This window comes from Mucilaginibacter sp. dw_454, from assembly GCF_018449775.1.
Taxonomy (GTDB): Bacteria; Bacteroidota; Bacteroidia; order Sphingobacteriales; family Sphingobacteriaceae; genus Mucilaginibacter.
In genome coordinates, this window is the sequence record NZ_JAAVVB010000002.1 from 305,990 (window position 1) to 321,131 (window position 15,142).

At 40.4% G+C, this 15,142-nt stretch carries 13 protein-coding genes; 4 read left to right on the top strand and 9 right to left on the bottom strand.

The window, feature by feature from the left end:
* Complete coding sequence (locus HB679_RS08550) at window positions 1-2,262, bottom strand: SLBB domain-containing protein (RefSeq protein WP_214071545.1); 2,262 nt, start codon at window positions 2,260-2,262, stop codon at window positions 1-3.
* A 204-nt stretch (window positions 2,263-2,466) separates the two neighbouring features.
* Window positions 2,467-3,534 (bottom strand): glycosyltransferase family 4 protein, encoded by a 1,068-nt coding sequence (locus HB679_RS08555; RefSeq protein WP_214071546.1) that lies wholly within the window; start codon window positions 3,532-3,534, stop codon window positions 2,467-2,469.
* A 502-nt stretch (window positions 3,535-4,036) separates the two neighbouring features.
* Here HB679_RS08555 and HB679_RS08560 point away from each other — a divergent pair.
* Together HB679_RS08560 and HB679_RS08565 are read left to right on the top strand one after the other, a co-directional pair.
* Entirely contained in the window at window positions 4,037-4,978 is a 942-nt protein-coding gene (locus HB679_RS08560) for an NAD(P)-dependent oxidoreductase (protein WP_214071547.1), read from the top strand.
* A gap of 16 nt (window positions 4,979-4,994) precedes the next feature.
* Complete coding sequence (locus tag HB679_RS08565; RefSeq protein ID WP_214071548.1) at window positions 4,995-6,098, top strand: glycosyltransferase; 1,104 nt, start codon at window positions 4,995-4,997, stop codon at window positions 6,096-6,098.
* Here HB679_RS08565 and HB679_RS08570 read toward each other — a convergent pair.
* Genes HB679_RS08570 through HB679_RS08590 form a run of 5 tightly spaced genes read right to left on the bottom strand, consistent with a single transcriptional unit; the run spans window position 6,095 to window position 11,510 of the window.
* Window positions 6,095-7,213, bottom strand: a complete 1,119-nt coding sequence (locus HB679_RS08570) for a glycosyltransferase family 1 protein (RefSeq protein WP_214071549.1) — start codon at window positions 7,211-7,213, stop codon at window positions 6,095-6,097. The genes HB679_RS08565 and HB679_RS08570 overlap by 4 nt on opposite strands.
* Before the next feature lie 9 nt (window positions 7,214-7,222).
* Complete coding sequence (locus HB679_RS08575) at window positions 7,223-7,921, bottom strand: acyltransferase (protein ID WP_214071550.1); 699 nt, start codon at window positions 7,919-7,921, stop codon at window positions 7,223-7,225.
* Window positions 7,911-9,272, bottom strand: coding sequence for a hypothetical protein (locus HB679_RS08580; protein ID WP_214071551.1), 1,362 nt, complete (start codon window positions 9,270-9,272; stop codon window positions 7,911-7,913). The genes HB679_RS08575 and HB679_RS08580 overlap by 11 nt, the downstream gene beginning before the upstream one ends.
* Before the next feature lie 41 nt (window positions 9,273-9,313).
* Window positions 9,314-10,252 (bottom strand): glycosyltransferase family 2 protein, encoded by a 939-nt coding sequence (locus HB679_RS08585; RefSeq protein WP_214071552.1) that lies wholly within the window; start codon window positions 10,250-10,252, stop codon window positions 9,314-9,316.
* Window positions 10,245-11,510, bottom strand: a complete 1,266-nt coding sequence (locus HB679_RS08590; RefSeq protein WP_214071553.1) for an oligosaccharide flippase family protein — start codon at window positions 11,508-11,510, stop codon at window positions 10,245-10,247. The genes HB679_RS08585 and HB679_RS08590 overlap by 8 nt, the downstream gene beginning before the upstream one ends.
* 152 nt (window positions 11,511-11,662) lie before the next feature.
* On the opposite strand from HB679_RS08590, the gene rfbD reads away from it, so the two are divergent.
* Together rfbD and rfbA are read left to right on the top strand one after the other, a co-directional pair.
* Window positions 11,663-12,523 (top strand): dTDP-4-dehydrorhamnose reductase, encoded by an 861-nt coding sequence (rfbD, locus tag HB679_RS08595; RefSeq protein ID WP_214071554.1) that lies wholly within the window; start codon window positions 11,663-11,665, stop codon window positions 12,521-12,523.
* A gap of 7 nt (window positions 12,524-12,530) precedes the next feature.
* Window positions 12,531-13,391 (top strand): glucose-1-phosphate thymidylyltransferase RfbA, encoded by an 861-nt coding sequence (rfbA, locus tag HB679_RS08600; RefSeq protein WP_214071555.1) that lies wholly within the window; start codon window positions 12,531-12,533, stop codon window positions 13,389-13,391.
* On the opposite strand, the gene miaA is transcribed toward rfbA, so the two are convergent.
* Together miaA and HB679_RS08610 are read right to left on the bottom strand one after the other, a co-directional pair.
* The gene (gene miaA, locus HB679_RS08605) at window positions 13,371-14,291 is read right to left on the bottom strand and encodes a tRNA (adenosine(37)-N6)-dimethylallyltransferase MiaA (protein WP_346345141.1); all 921 of its coding nucleotides are present in this window, start codon (window positions 14,289-14,291) and stop codon (window positions 13,371-13,373) included. The two genes, rfbA and miaA, sit on opposite strands and share 21 nt — an antisense overlap.
* A gap of 146 nt (window positions 14,292-14,437) precedes the next feature.
* Window positions 14,438-15,088 carry a hypothetical protein gene (locus HB679_RS08610; RefSeq protein WP_214071556.1) on the bottom strand — a complete coding sequence of 217 codons (651 nt, stop codon included), beginning with the start codon at window positions 15,086-15,088 and terminating at the stop codon, window positions 14,438-14,440.
* Window positions 15,089-15,142 lie beyond the last annotated feature (54 nt).

The following is a 15,142-nucleotide window of genomic DNA, read 5'->3' on the forward strand; positions in this document are numbered from 1 at the left end:
TTATTTATGTAAAATAGCTACAATACTTACCAGTGCTGTCAAGGCTGCTGCTATGCTACCAAGATCGCCAAACCCTATTTTAATTTTATTATCCGGCGCTTTTTCAGGTACCACAATTTTACTGCCCGGTTTAACTTTAGGATACACACGGAAAAACAAGAAATGCCTTATAGGTTGATTTAGCCCGTCGGGATATTTAATATATGCGCCTTTTAGCCTGGCGTTTTGTGTGGTACCCGCTGCAGCATTGATATAATACTTAAATCTGCCACCATGAAAACTTATATACTGTGGGTTGTTTACCGCCCCCGATACTTCTACATACGATATTACGCGGGGAACATACACACTATCGCCCGGTAACAATATCATGTCTTTATTGGCTTCGGTTTTGCTACTTTTTAATGAAAGGTCAAGATTTACCCTAACGTTGTTTCTGTAAACCTGTGCATTTTCAATCGAGCCGTATGGCGTTACACCTCCTGCCCTGCGCAAAAAATCAAGCGCGGTTTCACTTCTTTTTTCGACCGGATAATCTCCCGGGAAAGCAACCTCGCCTTTAACGGCTACGTTGCCCAAAGAACGGTAATTGACTAAACGAGGTACATTTACAACATCCATTGGCTGGAGTTCAATATTGCCATTTGCATCATTGTTATTGCTCAAATCAACAACAAACGTATTAACCTGTTGATTTGCTACGCTGTCCGATTCGTTTTTAATAACCCGGTTTATTTCGATATGATGTTCGGCCGCTTCATCCCCAAAGCCGCCAGACATCGCAATAACATCAGCCAGTTTAAGCCCTTTACGATAAGTGATGATTGAAGGACGCCTAACGTGCCCACTAACGGTAACTGTTTGGTTAGACACAAATGCTTCGCGATTTAGGATAACTACGGTATCTTCACGCAGCAATGGAATGTCGTTTACGCCACTAATAATCTCATTTGGTTTAAACGGAATGCTCTGTTTATCCAAATTAGGCAGCGTCCTGTTGATATAGCCCCTCGCCATGTAGGCATCGGGTCTTAAGCCTTGCGCTAATTTTAATAACTGACTTAATGTTAAGCCCGCAGTCAGCTCATAAACATCAGGGCGGTAAACAGAACCCTCTAATACCACACGGTTGGTATATCGATTGGTAATAGCGCCAATGGACACCTTATCGCCATTACGTGGGGTATAGTTAGCAAATAGATTTGCTGGCACGTCTTTAACTTCGCGCTGCAGGTCATTAACTTGGTCAACCTTGGCTATCCCTGTGTACGCTGTCTGCGTAAAGCCACTGGCATATTTAATCAGATCATCCAGATGTTCATCATCCTTTAGCTCATAAATAGCTGGGTTTTTTACCTCGCCACTTATACTCACACGTTTCTTATAAACAGGTATTTGTATTACATCCTGATCTTCCAGACGGATGTTTCCTTCCTGAATCCCGGTTTGCAGATAGGTGTAAAAATCTATCGTCTTGTAAAGTTTATTATTCCTTATGAGTTGGATATATCTTAAAGACCCATTAGCATTAGGGCCGCCCGAGTTATATAAAGCATTAGGCAAAGTAGCCAACGATGATAGGGTGTAAGAGCCCGGTGTCTTTACCTCACCTTTAACAGTTACTTTAATACTACGGGTAGTGCCTAAATTTACGGTTAATTGAGTCTGACCAGAAGATAGGCCTGGGTATATTTTTACCATTTTACTCCTGATCAACGAGGTAGCCTGTTCTATAGTAAAGCCGTTTACGTAAACCAAACCGGCAAATGGTATTTGCAGGTTACCATCAGGCGTTACCGTGGCTTCAAGGTTTTTCTCGTTCAAACCTGTTAACAGTACTATAACTTTATCGCCAGGGCCTAATACATAACTTTTTGGCGTAGCGATAGAAAAACTAGGTTCAAAAGTTATGGCTTGTCTAAAAAATTGCGATCCGTATATTTCCAGAGGATGCTTAGTAGTATCGGGTTTTGGCCGTTCAAGCGGTACGGGTTTTTTTACCTCATCAATTATGTCGCGCGATGAACCTGTTGTTTGTTTTTCTGCAGTTGCAGCCGGCTTTTTGGCCGGTCCGCTTTTATCTAAACCCAACAGTGTTACACGATCTTTAAAGGCTTGTATTTCATCTGCCGATACGCCATTTTTTGCCATTAACGCATATGCTTGCTGTTCTGATAAACCCGAACTTTGCATTTTTTGCCAGGCTTGTGTTATTTGGTCGTCAGTAGCGTCGCTTACCTTCATGTCTTTTAGATTGCTCATGGAAATTCCTTGAGCAGTACTCTGTTTAGCGAGTAAAATAAAGACGGCAAATAATATATAAAGTAGATGTTTGATGCGCATGAAAAAAATGATGTTAATCTAAGTATGCAAATATAAAATTATATATCAGTGTTAAGCCACATTAGCTGTCAAGCACCTAAAACCAATAATTGCTCAATAAGTTTTAAACCCTGATATTAAAAACTATAAAAGCGATTGATAAGCAGCCAAAGTTTGCTCTGCTGCTTTCTGCCAGGTATGCTCTGTCAATATCTTTTCAGCCAGCGATTCATTTATTGGCGCCTTAATAGCCAAATCCACCGCGCTGCATATGCTTTCAATATCTTCTGGCTCACAATAAAAGGCGTCGTCGCCAAAATAGTCCCGGGTATCGCCTTTATCGGTAATCACCAGGTTGCATCGCATAATAGCAGCCTCTAACGAACTTAATCCAGTTGTTTCAAACCAACTGGCTAGCACATGTACCTTGGCCATCTGGTAATATTTTACCATTTCGTCGTGAGGTATTCGGTTTAAAATTTTCACGTTGGGGCCGGCAGCATCTAAACATTGCTGATAATAGCTCTGTTGGCTCGGTGTCGAAGCGCCGATCAGTACTAATTTATAATCGGTATTGCTTAGTGCCCTAATCACATTAAGTTGGTTTTTGCGCTTTTCAATACGGCCTACGCTAATTACTAATTTCTCATCTTTAGGCTCATTGGGGTTGTACACAAACTTGTCCGGATTTATGCCATTAGTAACGATGGCATATGGCGTAGGGCAATCGTAACGCTCTTTGATGCGATTTAACTCGGATAATGAATTAGGCAATAACATGTCTGCCTTTTTTAAAACCTGGTTAATACTGTGTTTTTGACCTGTCCAAATGTAATTTAGTGGTATTCCTTCCCGTCCCCTGAGCCAACGCGAAGTAGTTCTGAGATAATCTTTTGCATCCTCTGACATGGCAGCAAATAACCTCCTGACGCTTAAAGCTCCATATTTATCATAATCGCCGTAAGGACAGTGTATAGTTGATACCACCACCGGTTTATCGGTGCTTTTTGTTTGGAGTAAAATAGCCGCAGATCTGGTAATATGGAAAAAATTTAACACATCATATTGGTCATGAAATATCACTGCATTAGAGAATAAGATGTCGACCTCAAGGCCCAACTTTCTCAACCAATTTGCAGTTTGATCTATTTGTACGGTATCGCCGCCGGCTATGTCATATAAGTTTGGGCGTACAATAAATGCAACTTTCATCTGTTAAATGTTTCTTTGTTTCCAAGAGGTTAGGAGACGCCGAAGTTAAATATTTTATGCTTTATAACCCAAATACCATATCTAGCCGACCAATATCATCGGGTGCAATAGCCCCGCTATTATATAACGAATTAACGCTATGTTGAAAATTGGGCTACTACGTATTTATTGTAGTATTTTAATTGTGATCTTCTCCTATTGCAGTTGTTGATTAACCTTATGTTTAAATTATATTAATATTAAATCTACAAAACAATAACCCGGCATTTATGTTGTTAATGACAATAACCTTTAATTGCTTTTGTTTGTAATTTAAGGTGTGTTTTGATGCTAATTTAGTATATAATCTAACGAAAATATTCTAAGTCTTCAAATAACTTTTAACAAAAATGCTGTTAATCAGTCAAAAAAAGGTTAGTTTTGGAAGTTGAAGATTAATAGATAAGTCTATTATCAATGGATAACATCTACCAAATGTAGCCATTATGGTTTAACGTTTAATATGAAGAAAAAAATTTACATTGCCGGTGCTGGTGGAATGCTTGGAGAAGCTTTTTATCGCATATTTAAGGATGATTACGAAATTAAATGTACTGACAAAGATGTAAATGAAAAATGGCTTAGTTTCCTCGACTTTCGCAATTTTGAAGCCTACAGAAAAGACGTTGAAGCCTTTAATCCCGACTACCTGTTTCACTTGGGTGCACATACCGATCTGGAATATTGCGAACTGAATCTTGATGATACTTATCTAACTAACACTACCGCGGTTGAAAACGCTGTTTTTATTGCAAATAAATTAAATATACCAGTGCTATATATTAGCACAGCGGGGATATTTGATGGTACCAAAGATTTTTATGACGATTGGGATGAGCCAAATCCACTGGGACATTACGCTCGTTCAAAATATATGGGTGAGCGCTATGTGCGGGAAAATGCTACACGTTATATTATTTGCCGCGCTGGCTGGATGATGGGAGGCGGCCCCGAAAAGGACAAGAAATTCATCAACAAAATTATCAAACAGTTAACGGATGGTAACCGCGATTTATATATTGTAAACGACAAGGATGGTACGCCAACTTTTACTGTTGACTTTGCCAAAAATGTCAAGCTATTACTTGAGCGCGAGTATTGGGGGCTTTATAACATGGTTTGTAACGGCGAGACCAGCCGTTATGAAGTTGCTAAAGAAATGGTGAACATATTAGGCCTGAGTGATGAGGTAACTTTGAATGAAGTATCATCGAGCTATTTCAACGAAACCTATTTTGCGCCGAGGCCTCCTTCTGAACGACTACTGAACAAAAAGCTGGATTTGAGAAGCATGAATATTATGCGTGACTGGAAAGTAGCACTTCAGGAATATGTTCATGATTATTATTCAGATTATTTAAAAGAAAAAAACATTTATTTAGTAAAGGAAAAAATTACTTTATAAATATTTACTTTCGTTAATGCGTATAGCAGCATTTGGCTTCCGGTCTTTGCCACCTGCAAAGGGTGCTGCCGGAGCAGATAAATTTGTACTCGAATTACTACCAAGATTAGTTGCCAGAGGACATGCCGTTATTGCATATAACCGGCGCTATAAAGACGTTTCTAATAATGTTACTGAGTATAAAGGTGTTAAAATAAAAACCTTTTCTACCGTTAACAGCCCGGGTTTTGACACCCTTCTGCACTCCTTCAAATGTACCTGGGATATTATTGTAAATAACACGGCCGATATTGTGCATATCCAAAATGGTGGCAATAGTATTTTTGCGCTGCCGTTACGCTTATTTGGCAAAAAGGTATTTATTAGCCAGGACGGAGTTGATTGGAAACGCGATAAATGGACCTGGTATGCCCGGCTTTACCTGAAATTCTCTTCAATCTTAACCGCTTATTTACCTAATGAAGTAATATTTGATAACGTAATAGCCAGGAAACTTTTTGAAGATAAATTTAATAAGAAATATAAGTTTATTCCCTTTGGTAGCGAAGTAGATGTACCGGAAGATAATGGAGACGTGTTAGAAAGATTTAACCTGAAAACAGGCGAATATTATCTTTTTGTTGGACGATTTATACCCGATAAGGGATTACATTACCTGGTACCCGCTTTTATAAATTCGATATCTAATAAAAAGTTGGTGCTGATAGGCGGATCGCCTAATCCATCGCCTTACGAAGAACAAATCATGGCTATGGCTAATGACAGCGTTGTTTTTCCCGGTTTCGTTTATGGCGACGACACCAATATATTAATGCGTAACTCATATTGTTATATACAACCTTCTGATGTTGAGGGGCTATCGCCGGTAGTATTAACAGTTATGGGGTTAAATGTGCCGCTCATTGTAAGTGATATCGAAGAAAATCAGTATGCCGTTCAAGACACAGCCCGAACGTTTAAAAAGGGTGACATCAACTCTTTAGCCGGGCAAATCAACTTTTGCGAAGAACATTATGACGAGATGAAAATACTTGCCAAAAAAGCTTCCGATCGTGCTTTAAGTGTCTTTAATTGGGATAAGGTTGTTGATGAGCACATTGAGTTATTCGCCAACAGCTAGACTGCTTTTTTAAATATTTCTATGAGTTGCAAGGCGGTATTTTGCCATGAAAAATCTTGCAAACGTGCGCGGCCTTTTTTAATAAGATCTGATCTTAAGTCTTCATCATCGGCTACCTGTCTTATTTTTTGAAAGATATCATTCGTATCAAACGGATCAAATTGAACAACAGCATCGCCGCCAACTTCTGGCAGGCAGGTATTATTGGCTACCAGTACAGGCAGATCGTTTTTAAAGGCCTCTAAAATGGGTATGCCAAACCCTTCGTTTATTGAGGGGAAAACATACATCAATGCGTTCTTGTACAACAAGCTCAGGTTATCGTCAGACATATAGCCGGGAATAATAATATATTGGTCCATATGGGTGGCTTCGATGGCTTTACGTATCTCGTCAATACCATTTTCATAGCTGCTTGAGGGAATGGGGCCTGCTAAAATCAGTTTCAAATCTTCATAACCCAGACCCCTAAGTTTGCTAAAAGCGTGAATCAAAGCAGGAACGTTTTTACGTTTAAATAAAGAGCCTACATGCAGAATATATTTACCACGGGCCAATGATAGCTTGTCTAAAAGATCATCTCCTCCCAAGTCGGTAAAAGGTAAATTCTTGGGGCCTTCGGGTACCACTGCTAACTTGCTATCAGGTAGCTTGGTGTAATTGCTAATCTGTTTTTTGGCGTACTGAGTAGGGGTAACCACATAAGGCGAACGCCGGGCCGCGGGTATTGCCGTTTTCATGTACAGCCATAGCCATAATCGCCCGTATGCTTCCGGGCTTTCAAAAAAGAAAGCGTCATGAAAAACAGGGATAGTTTTGTAGCCTAAATGTATTAGTGGCACAAAGTTATCCGTACAAAAAACTATGTCGCATCTGCTAAAAAAAGCCTTTAACGGTAACCCCACTTGTTTCCATAGCTGGTAGCGGGCATGTTCTATCAAGTTTAAAACCCGGTTGCTGCCGGCATAAACCGGAATGTCGGTATCCAAAAACTTGAAATGTATTTCATCGGTTTGTAACTGTTTAAACGCTGCACACACTTCTTCCAGGTACGTACGCGTGCCGGTTTTGGCGACCCGGAGATCGCGGACATCTACCCCTATGGTTAAAGGCATTGGCATAAACTAAGCGCTGTCGCGGTTTTTGATCAATTTGGCAGGCACGCCGGCTATCACCGAATTAGCCGGAAATGATTTATTTACCACACTACCCGCCGCTATTACGCATCCATCGCCAATAGTAACACCGGCCAAAATACTTACGCAGCCACCTATCCAGCAGTTATTGCCAATAATTGTAGCTTGTTTGGTAACCCCTTGTTGTTTAATAGTTTGAGTCAGATCTGAAAAGTTATGATTTTCTGAAAATATCTGCACACCAGGCCCGGTAATTACATCATCGCCAATAGTTATACCACCCTGCCCGGCCAGGAAAGCACGTGCACCTATGCCGGTACGATTACCAATAGTTATCCCTATACCTTTTTGGGCGATCACGCCGGTGCAAAATAAAATGGAGTCGCGGGCTATTGAAACGTGGTCGCCCAATTTTATCCCGTTCGTCGAGAGTGCATTTATTTCGACGTTATCGCCAAGTATCATATTTTTTCCGGCGGTTAACTGATAGCCATGGCGCACTTTTACATGGGTACCAATAAAAACTAATCCCGCAGATTGCTTTAAAAACGGTTTCAAAAATAAACCTCTTAACAGTTGAAAGAATCTCACATAGGCTACCACAAAAAGATCACGACCGGTATAGCTGCTTTCCCATCCGTAATCCGGGTCATTCTTTAATCGCCTTATTAGCTTTTCAATTATCATTTGTCGGTTGTAATTGCGGTTTAACAGGATACATGATCATACTGATAAATATCCCTGAAAGGAACCAGTCCATATAGGAAAGATAGGAGGACGACTCGACCTCTGAAGTAAGCATCGGGATAAAAAATCCCACCTTAATCAACAAAATCGCCAAACATATTTTCTTTTCTTTCCCTCCTAGTTTAGGAAACCATTTTATACTGGTTCTAATAAATATCACATAAATAGCTAAATATAAAAGTAAAGCAATTACTCCGGCTTGTACACCAATAATTATAAATTGATTTTCGCCGCCAACATTTTCGCCTAATGAACCCGCAACCCGGCCCGACGAACCCAAACCCAAACCCAGTGGATGTGCTATCATGGCTGCTATACCTTCCACCCATTGTACCAGGTGCCCAACACTCGACGGATCGCTAAAGTCAACCGTATTCATCAATACCGCTATTAATCCATCCTTATGATTACTACTTTCATACTGGCTAAACAAATATATCAGGTAGACAACTAAAAGGCCAACTGCTACATGTACCGTATTGGTGATGTATTTCTTTTTAGTAGCCAGCGCATATACGTAGATGATCAAAAAGTAGGCAATAAGCGGCGCACGCGACAGCGCGAATGTGATGGATAGGAGCGAGGCTCCAAGTGCTAACCAACCTATAAGGGTTGGTTTAAATTTATTGTCGTCGCGATTATATAGGGCTATGACAATTGATAGCGCCAGTAAGGTAGCTGCAGCATGCTCCAGCGGATTATTAAAGAAACTGGCGAAGCGTCGCAACCCGCTATCCGAGTCGAAAGTTGTGCTCAAACCGTAAACACCACTAGGCTCTATATTAAAAAAGTAATAGCAATACTCGGCATAGCCGGTAAATATCTGCAGTTGTACATGCATAGATACCTCTACAACCAATACTGCGCCAGCAGCAATGGTTAGTAAAGCTACGTAGCTAAAATATTTATTAATGTAGATGGTTTTAGGATCAAAAAATCTGCCTGCAAAGTAAACAAGAATATAAAATGAGGTGCTTTTAAAAGCTACCAGCCGGTCAACAAAGCCTTGCTGTCCAATTGGCAATAGAGCATAAATAAGTGTGTAAGCAAAAAATCCAAATATCAGGTAATCAACTAAATGTAATCTGGGGCGATATTTTAGGTTGACAATATTTAAAACCAACACACTTAAAACCAATATTTCCTTAAAAAACTGAAAAAATGGAATAAACCCCTTCAATCCATACAAAAAGGATACAGACATAGCTGTAGTGTACATGGAAAGGCCGAAGATCATAAACAACAAAACTCCCTCTACACGGCCTTTATAGATCTCTCTTACAGACATCATAAAGGAAACCAGATATATAAGGGGAAAGATGATGAGCATTATTAACTGATACTAGTATTGTCTTTGGCCCAAATTAAGTTTTTTGGGGTGAAAAATCCGTCTTTAAAGGCTTTAATTAAAAAGCCCGCTTTCTGTTTGCGTCTGCGTAAAATAAAATAAGCCAGCAGAGACAGATAATAAGCGCCATTATATAATAAGTTAACAGGATAAAACAACGCATTACCATACCTGCGCAATATCCAGATATGATTTCGGCAAACATAGTAGTGAATAATAGGGCTTAAAGAGCCTTCTTTATTTTTAGAAGTTGCGGATGCACCGGCTTCATGATACATTTTACAATCGGGCAGGTAGTGTAATTCATATCCGCACTCGCGTAGTCGGAAAGACAGATCTACATCCTCATAATATAAAAAGAAGCGTTTGTTAAGTAACCCGCCTTTTTGCAAGGCGTCATTTCTGAGCAACACGCAACAACCGGTTACCCAATCAGCCTGCTCAAAACCTTCAACTAATCCAGGATCAGGTAATTTTTTTGACGATGGCGTATTACCGCTTAGCTTATTGAAGCTGCCTTTCCCATTCCATATACTGGTATGATCATGCATCCAGTATATGGCAGGCTGTACTGCCGCGCCTTTAGCATGCTTATCCAGATGTTGTCTCAGTTTAAAAACAATATCCTCATCAACCAAAGTATCTGTATTTAACAGTAATGAATAAGTATAACCTTCTTCAATGCTATACCTTAAAGCCCGGTTGTTTCCCTCGGCAAATCCCAGGTTTTCTTTATTGTCGATATAAATAAGATCAGGGTATTGTGCTTTTAATATTTCGAGCGAATTATCGGTCGAGCCATTATCCGCCACAATAATATCAAACAAAGCCTCATTGCAATACTGCTTTAATGAAGCAATGCAATTGTCTGTATACACCGGTGTATTCCAGTTAAGTAATATCAATGCTACGGCTTTAGGCATGTTGCATAGCGGGTTTTTTTATGCAGTATTCATACATTAACAGGGCTGCCAGCTCTATGACAAGCGTAAAACCACCAGTTAACAGGTAATTGTTTATTCGTACGGCAGTAAAAGCTAATATCAACGCAAGTAGCAATAACACGGTAGCAATTCTGAATATGTAAACCGTATTGTTTTTCAATAATTGATCGAGCACGTTTAATACGTTAAATGCTGATATGAGCGGAACGAAGGCCATAATGCGTAAAAACAATACAGCGGTGGGGTCGGGTTGTTTGGAAAGAATGGGACAAATTATAAAATCTGCCAGGCCGAACAAGAGAATGGCCCCTGCAAAAAAAGAGCCCGCCAGCACGTATTTTGTTTTACGGCGATAAGTGTTCCAATGCGCTTTATCTGCATTATAAACGTGTACCGCGTTAGGGTATATGGCGTTTGATAAAGTAATCAATAAATTGCGGCATTGGCCAATAATACGGTCGCACAGGGTATATGCGCCTAAAACATAAGCTGATCCCCAGTTAGCCAGTGCAAATACAATAATTGATTGCTGCAGATTAACTGATGCATTGTTGACCGTCAAATAAAAATTGCTTTTAAACAGTACTATCATTTCGTCCTTTCCCGGGAAACGGAATGGCAATTTGTATCGTTTGAGCAAATAAACCAGCAAAACCACATAAGTAATAACATTGCCAGATCCTAAAATAAAATTTATCCAATTGGCGTCTGCGGGGCCTTTGATAAAGCAAATTAAAGCCAGCACCGCAATAACATTAAACACCAGGTTGTAAACGTTAAATATTTTTAATTTTTCAATGCCGATGAAGAAGCAAAGCGGATTAAATACCTCGGCCAACACAATAGGTGTGGCCATCAATATCGTGTTATAATAAGGAATGGGTAAACTGTGCAAGCACAATAGTGTCAATAAAACTATTAGAAAGATAATGGCTCTTAACCAAATAGTATTATAAAACACACCCGATAATTTCTCATGATCATTAATGTTGGCGGCTGTATCTCTAACCGCGGATTGATTAGTGCCAAAATTGATGGCTATCCCCGTAAACTGAGCTGCGCGGTTGGCAAACATCACTATGCCAAACTCGGCAATACCAACCACACCAGTAATTAGTCTGATGGTAAAAAGCAACAACAATATATTAGAAACCTGGATGCTGCCAAGGTTAAAAAAGTTAGCCAGGATATTGGTTTTTTTTAACTGATGATAAGCGCCAAGTATACGTTGTTTCAAACTGACCAGATTATTGTTGAGCAAATTTAGCTTAATTAATCACAAATTTGCAGGGGGGCTTGAATGGAATCTTATATTAGTTGGACAGGTGGTTTTTCCGGGCGGCAAATAATTAATAACTTCGCCACTAGTTAAATAACATCATCACCTCTATGAATAACATTGTAGTTTTTGGCGCATCGGGTCAGTTAGGGCAGTGCATAAAAAACGTTGTTGAGTTACAACAGCTTAGCAATGTTATTTTTTTATCAGAAGCAGAAGCAGATATTTTAAATACAAATGGCCTCGAGAAGTTATTTGGCAAGTATAAACCAGCCTATGCTATTAATTGTGCGGCCTATACAGCGGTTGACAAAGCTGAAGACGATGCCGAACGGGCTCACCAAATAAACGCCATCGGAGCACATAACTTGGCAGTTAGCTGCAAAACTCACGGTGCAACTCTAATTCATATTTCAACAGATTTTGTTTTTAAAGGCGATGTTGCCCATCCGCTTATTGAAACAGATGAAGCAAAACCTGTCAGCATTTATGGTAAAACCAAATTAGATGGCGAGCTGGCGGTAGCCGAAACTTTGAATGATCATTTCATTATTCGTACAGGTTGGCTTTACTCAGAATATGCTAACAACTTTGCTAAAACCATGCTTAAATTGGGCGCCGAGCGCGATGAACTAAACATCATTGCCGACCAGGTGGGTACACCAACTTATGCAATTGACCTGGCAACATTTATTTTTACAGTGATCAACAGCGAAAGCAAAGCCTATGGTATCTATCATTATAGTAATGAAGGCGTAACCTCGTGGTTTGATTTTGCCCGGGCTATTTTTGATATATCAGGCGCTAAAGTGAAGGCTAATCCGATTCGTACAGATCAGTACCCAACCCGGGCCAGACGCCCTGGTTACTCGGTGATGGACAAAAGCAAGGCAAAACAAACATTTGACATAAAAATTCCTTATTGGAGGGATAGTCTTATAACGTGCATAGGCAAAATCAATAATAGCTAACTTACACATGAAAGGAATAATATTAGCCGGTGGGTCAGGTACCCGTCTTTATCCTATAACCAGGGCAATTAGCAAACAGCTAATGCCCATATATGATAAACCGATGATATACTACCCATTATCGATATTGATGTTGGCTGGTATTAAAGAGATATTGATTATCACAACACCCGAGGATAATGAGAGCTTTAAGCGTTTGCTGGGTGATGGAAAAGAATTAGGCTGTACCTTTAAATACGCTATACAGGAGGTTCCGAACGGATTAGCACAGGCTTTTGTAATAGGTAAAGACTTTATTGGCAATGATAAAGTGGCGTTGGTATTAGGCGATAACATATTCTACGGAAGCGGTTTTAGTAAATTATTGCAAAGCTTTACAAACGTGGAAGGAGCCGCAGTATTTGCATACCCCGTTGCAGACCCGGAACGATATGGTGTGGTAGAATTTGATGAAAACTTTACGGCCCTGTCAATTGAAGAAAAACCGACAATCCCAAAATCTAGTTATGCTGTTCCCGGGCTTTATTTTTACGATAATGCTGTAGTTGAAATCGCAGCTAATCTTGAACCTTCACCAAGAGGCGAGTATGAAATTACCGATGTTAACAAACACTATCTGGCTAATGGCACGCTGCAGGTAGGCGTAATGGATCGTGGCACCGCCTGGCTGGATACCGGTACATTCGACTCGTTAAGCGATGCCAGTGAATTTGTACGGGTAATTGAAAAGCGTCAGGATACCAAAATTGGTTGTATTGAAGAGATCGCCTACCGAATGGGCTTTATTACCAGGCAGCAATTGCATGATATTGCCCAAAAGTATATCAAAAGTGGTTATGGGCAGTATCTACTTCGCCTGATCAAGTAACAACCTGTCAATAACCTCAGGCCGGATATCCTCTGGCTTGAGCCAATGTATCGCTGCGTCCTTCCTGAACCAGGTTAACTGGCGCTTGGCGAAATTGCGAGTGTTTTGTTTGATCTTGTCTATGGCTGATTCCAGGCTTATCTTGTCATCAAAATAATCAAATAGCTCGCTATAACCCACGGTATTCAACGCATTTAAATCGCGTTGGAAAATAAGCGAACGCACCTCGGCAATCAAACCCTGCTCAATCATGCTATCAACCCGCTGGTTTATCCGGTTATACAAAACCTCACGGGGCATATCTAAAGCAATCTTTAATACATTAAATGGCCGTTTGTTGGTGCTGGCTTTGCGATATGATGAGAAAGGCTTACCAGTAGCATTATGCACTTCCAATGCGCGGATTATACGTTGTGGGTTATTGATATCAACCTCGTCATAATAATCAGGATCAACTTCTTTTAATCTTTTTTGTAGGGGTTCGATACCTTTTGCTGCCAGTTCTTTATTAAGCCGTTCGCGAATTTGTGGATCGGCTTGCGGAATATCGTCGAAACCCTCAGTTAATGCCTTAATATATAAACCCGAACCGCCAACTAATATCACCACGTCATGAACCTTAAAAAGCTCGTCGAGCAATGTTAAAGCCTGTTTTTCAAAGTCGCCGACAGAAAACGATTCAGTGATGGAGTGCGAGTCGATAAAATAGTGCTTAGCTGCCGCCAGTTCAATCCAACTGGGTTTGGCGGTACCGATGGACATTTCGCGATAGAACTGTCTTGAGTCGGCCGAAAGGATGGCTGTTTTGTAATGCTGAGCCAGGTTAATGGCCGCCGCGGTTTTACCCGATGCCGTAGGCCCGGCAATGACGATTAGCGTCTTTGGAGATTGATGATTCACGGTTATACTCTGTGTACTTGAAACGTTAATATCCCAAAAAAAGGACTGTCATGCTGAACTTGTTTCAGCATCCCACGCGCTAAGTAAACGCACTCCTTTATGGTGGGATGCCGAAATAAATTTGGCATGACAGTTATGATTTAATATTAATAATCGTCGTGCGATGATTTGTTGTCTTCTTCGAAGTTGTCGTCGTCAGCAAATTCACTTCCAAATTCGTCTTCCTCTTCTCCTTCTTCCTCATTATGGCTGGTAACTGCTTCGCCGGTTTCGTCAACTTCAGAAAAATCGTCGGTATCGTCATGGTTCATGCCCATTTCATTCAGGAAGTCAAAATCGCCACCATCATCCGCTGTTGCAGCAGTAGCAGCATCGGCTACGGTAACAAACTGTCTTGGCGCATCACCTACAGATTTGATGATGGCAGGGTAGGTAACACCCGGAGTTTCATCTAAAATGATCTTCATCAGTTCGATATGAAAATCAAAAGGGCGATCGAAATTAAAGGTGTAGTAGAATTTTTGATGAGGGTCGTCAATGCGGCTGCTCAATTTCACTTTTTCCATAAGCGCCACGCCGCGATCAATGCGTCTTTGGTTTGGTAAGTAGGTTACTTCTTCACCTTTGATCCATTGATCATTGCTTACATAAAAAGATGAAGAATATTCGGGGTTATAACCGGTCGACTGGTGTATCGCGCGGTGAAGATCTTCAAATGTTTGCGTTGATTTGATGTCGATTTCTCGGGTCACATCGTCGTAATCTTCAAAAGTAACTCTGAACCTGTATAGTGCCATTGTGTAGTGTAGTGTAATGTGTGGTATAGTAGATTATTGCGTAAAATTAATATT

Coding starts and splice junctions, on each gene's coding strand:
- HB679_RS08575 (WP_214071550.1), bottom strand. CDS start 7,921: ATGATAATTGAAAAGCTAATAAGGCGATTAAAGAATGACCCGGATTAC.
- HB679_RS08550 (WP_214071545.1), bottom strand. CDS start 2,262: ATGAGCAATCTAAAAGACATGAAGGTAAGCGACGCTACTGACGACCAA.
- rfbD (WP_214071554.1), top strand. CDS start 11,663: ATGAATAACATTGTAGTTTTTGGCGCATCGGGTCAGTTAGGGCAGTGC.
- HB679_RS08565 (WP_214071548.1), top strand. CDS start 4,995: ATGCGTATAGCAGCATTTGGCTTCCGGTCTTTGCCACCTGCAAAGGGT.
- HB679_RS08570 (WP_214071549.1), bottom strand. CDS start 7,213: ATGCCTTTAACCATAGGGGTAGATGTCCGCGATCTCCGGGTCGCCAAA.
- HB679_RS08610 (WP_214071556.1), bottom strand. CDS start 15,088: ATGGCACTATACAGGTTCAGAGTTACTTTTGAAGATTACGACGATGTG.
- HB679_RS08560 (WP_214071547.1), top strand. CDS start 4,037: ATGAAGAAAAAAATTTACATTGCCGGTGCTGGTGGAATGCTTGGAGAA.
- HB679_RS08555 (WP_214071546.1), bottom strand. CDS start 3,534: ATGAAAGTTGCATTTATTGTACGCCCAAACTTATATGACATAGCCGGC.
- HB679_RS08585 (WP_214071552.1), bottom strand. CDS start 10,252: ATGCCTAAAGCCGTAGCATTGATATTACTTAACTGGAATACACCGGTG.
- rfbA (WP_214071555.1), top strand. CDS start 12,531: ATGAAAGGAATAATATTAGCCGGTGGGTCAGGTACCCGTCTTTATCCT.
- HB679_RS08580 (WP_214071551.1), bottom strand. CDS start 9,272: ATGATGTCTGTAAGAGAGATCTATAAAGGCCGTGTAGAGGGAGTTTTG.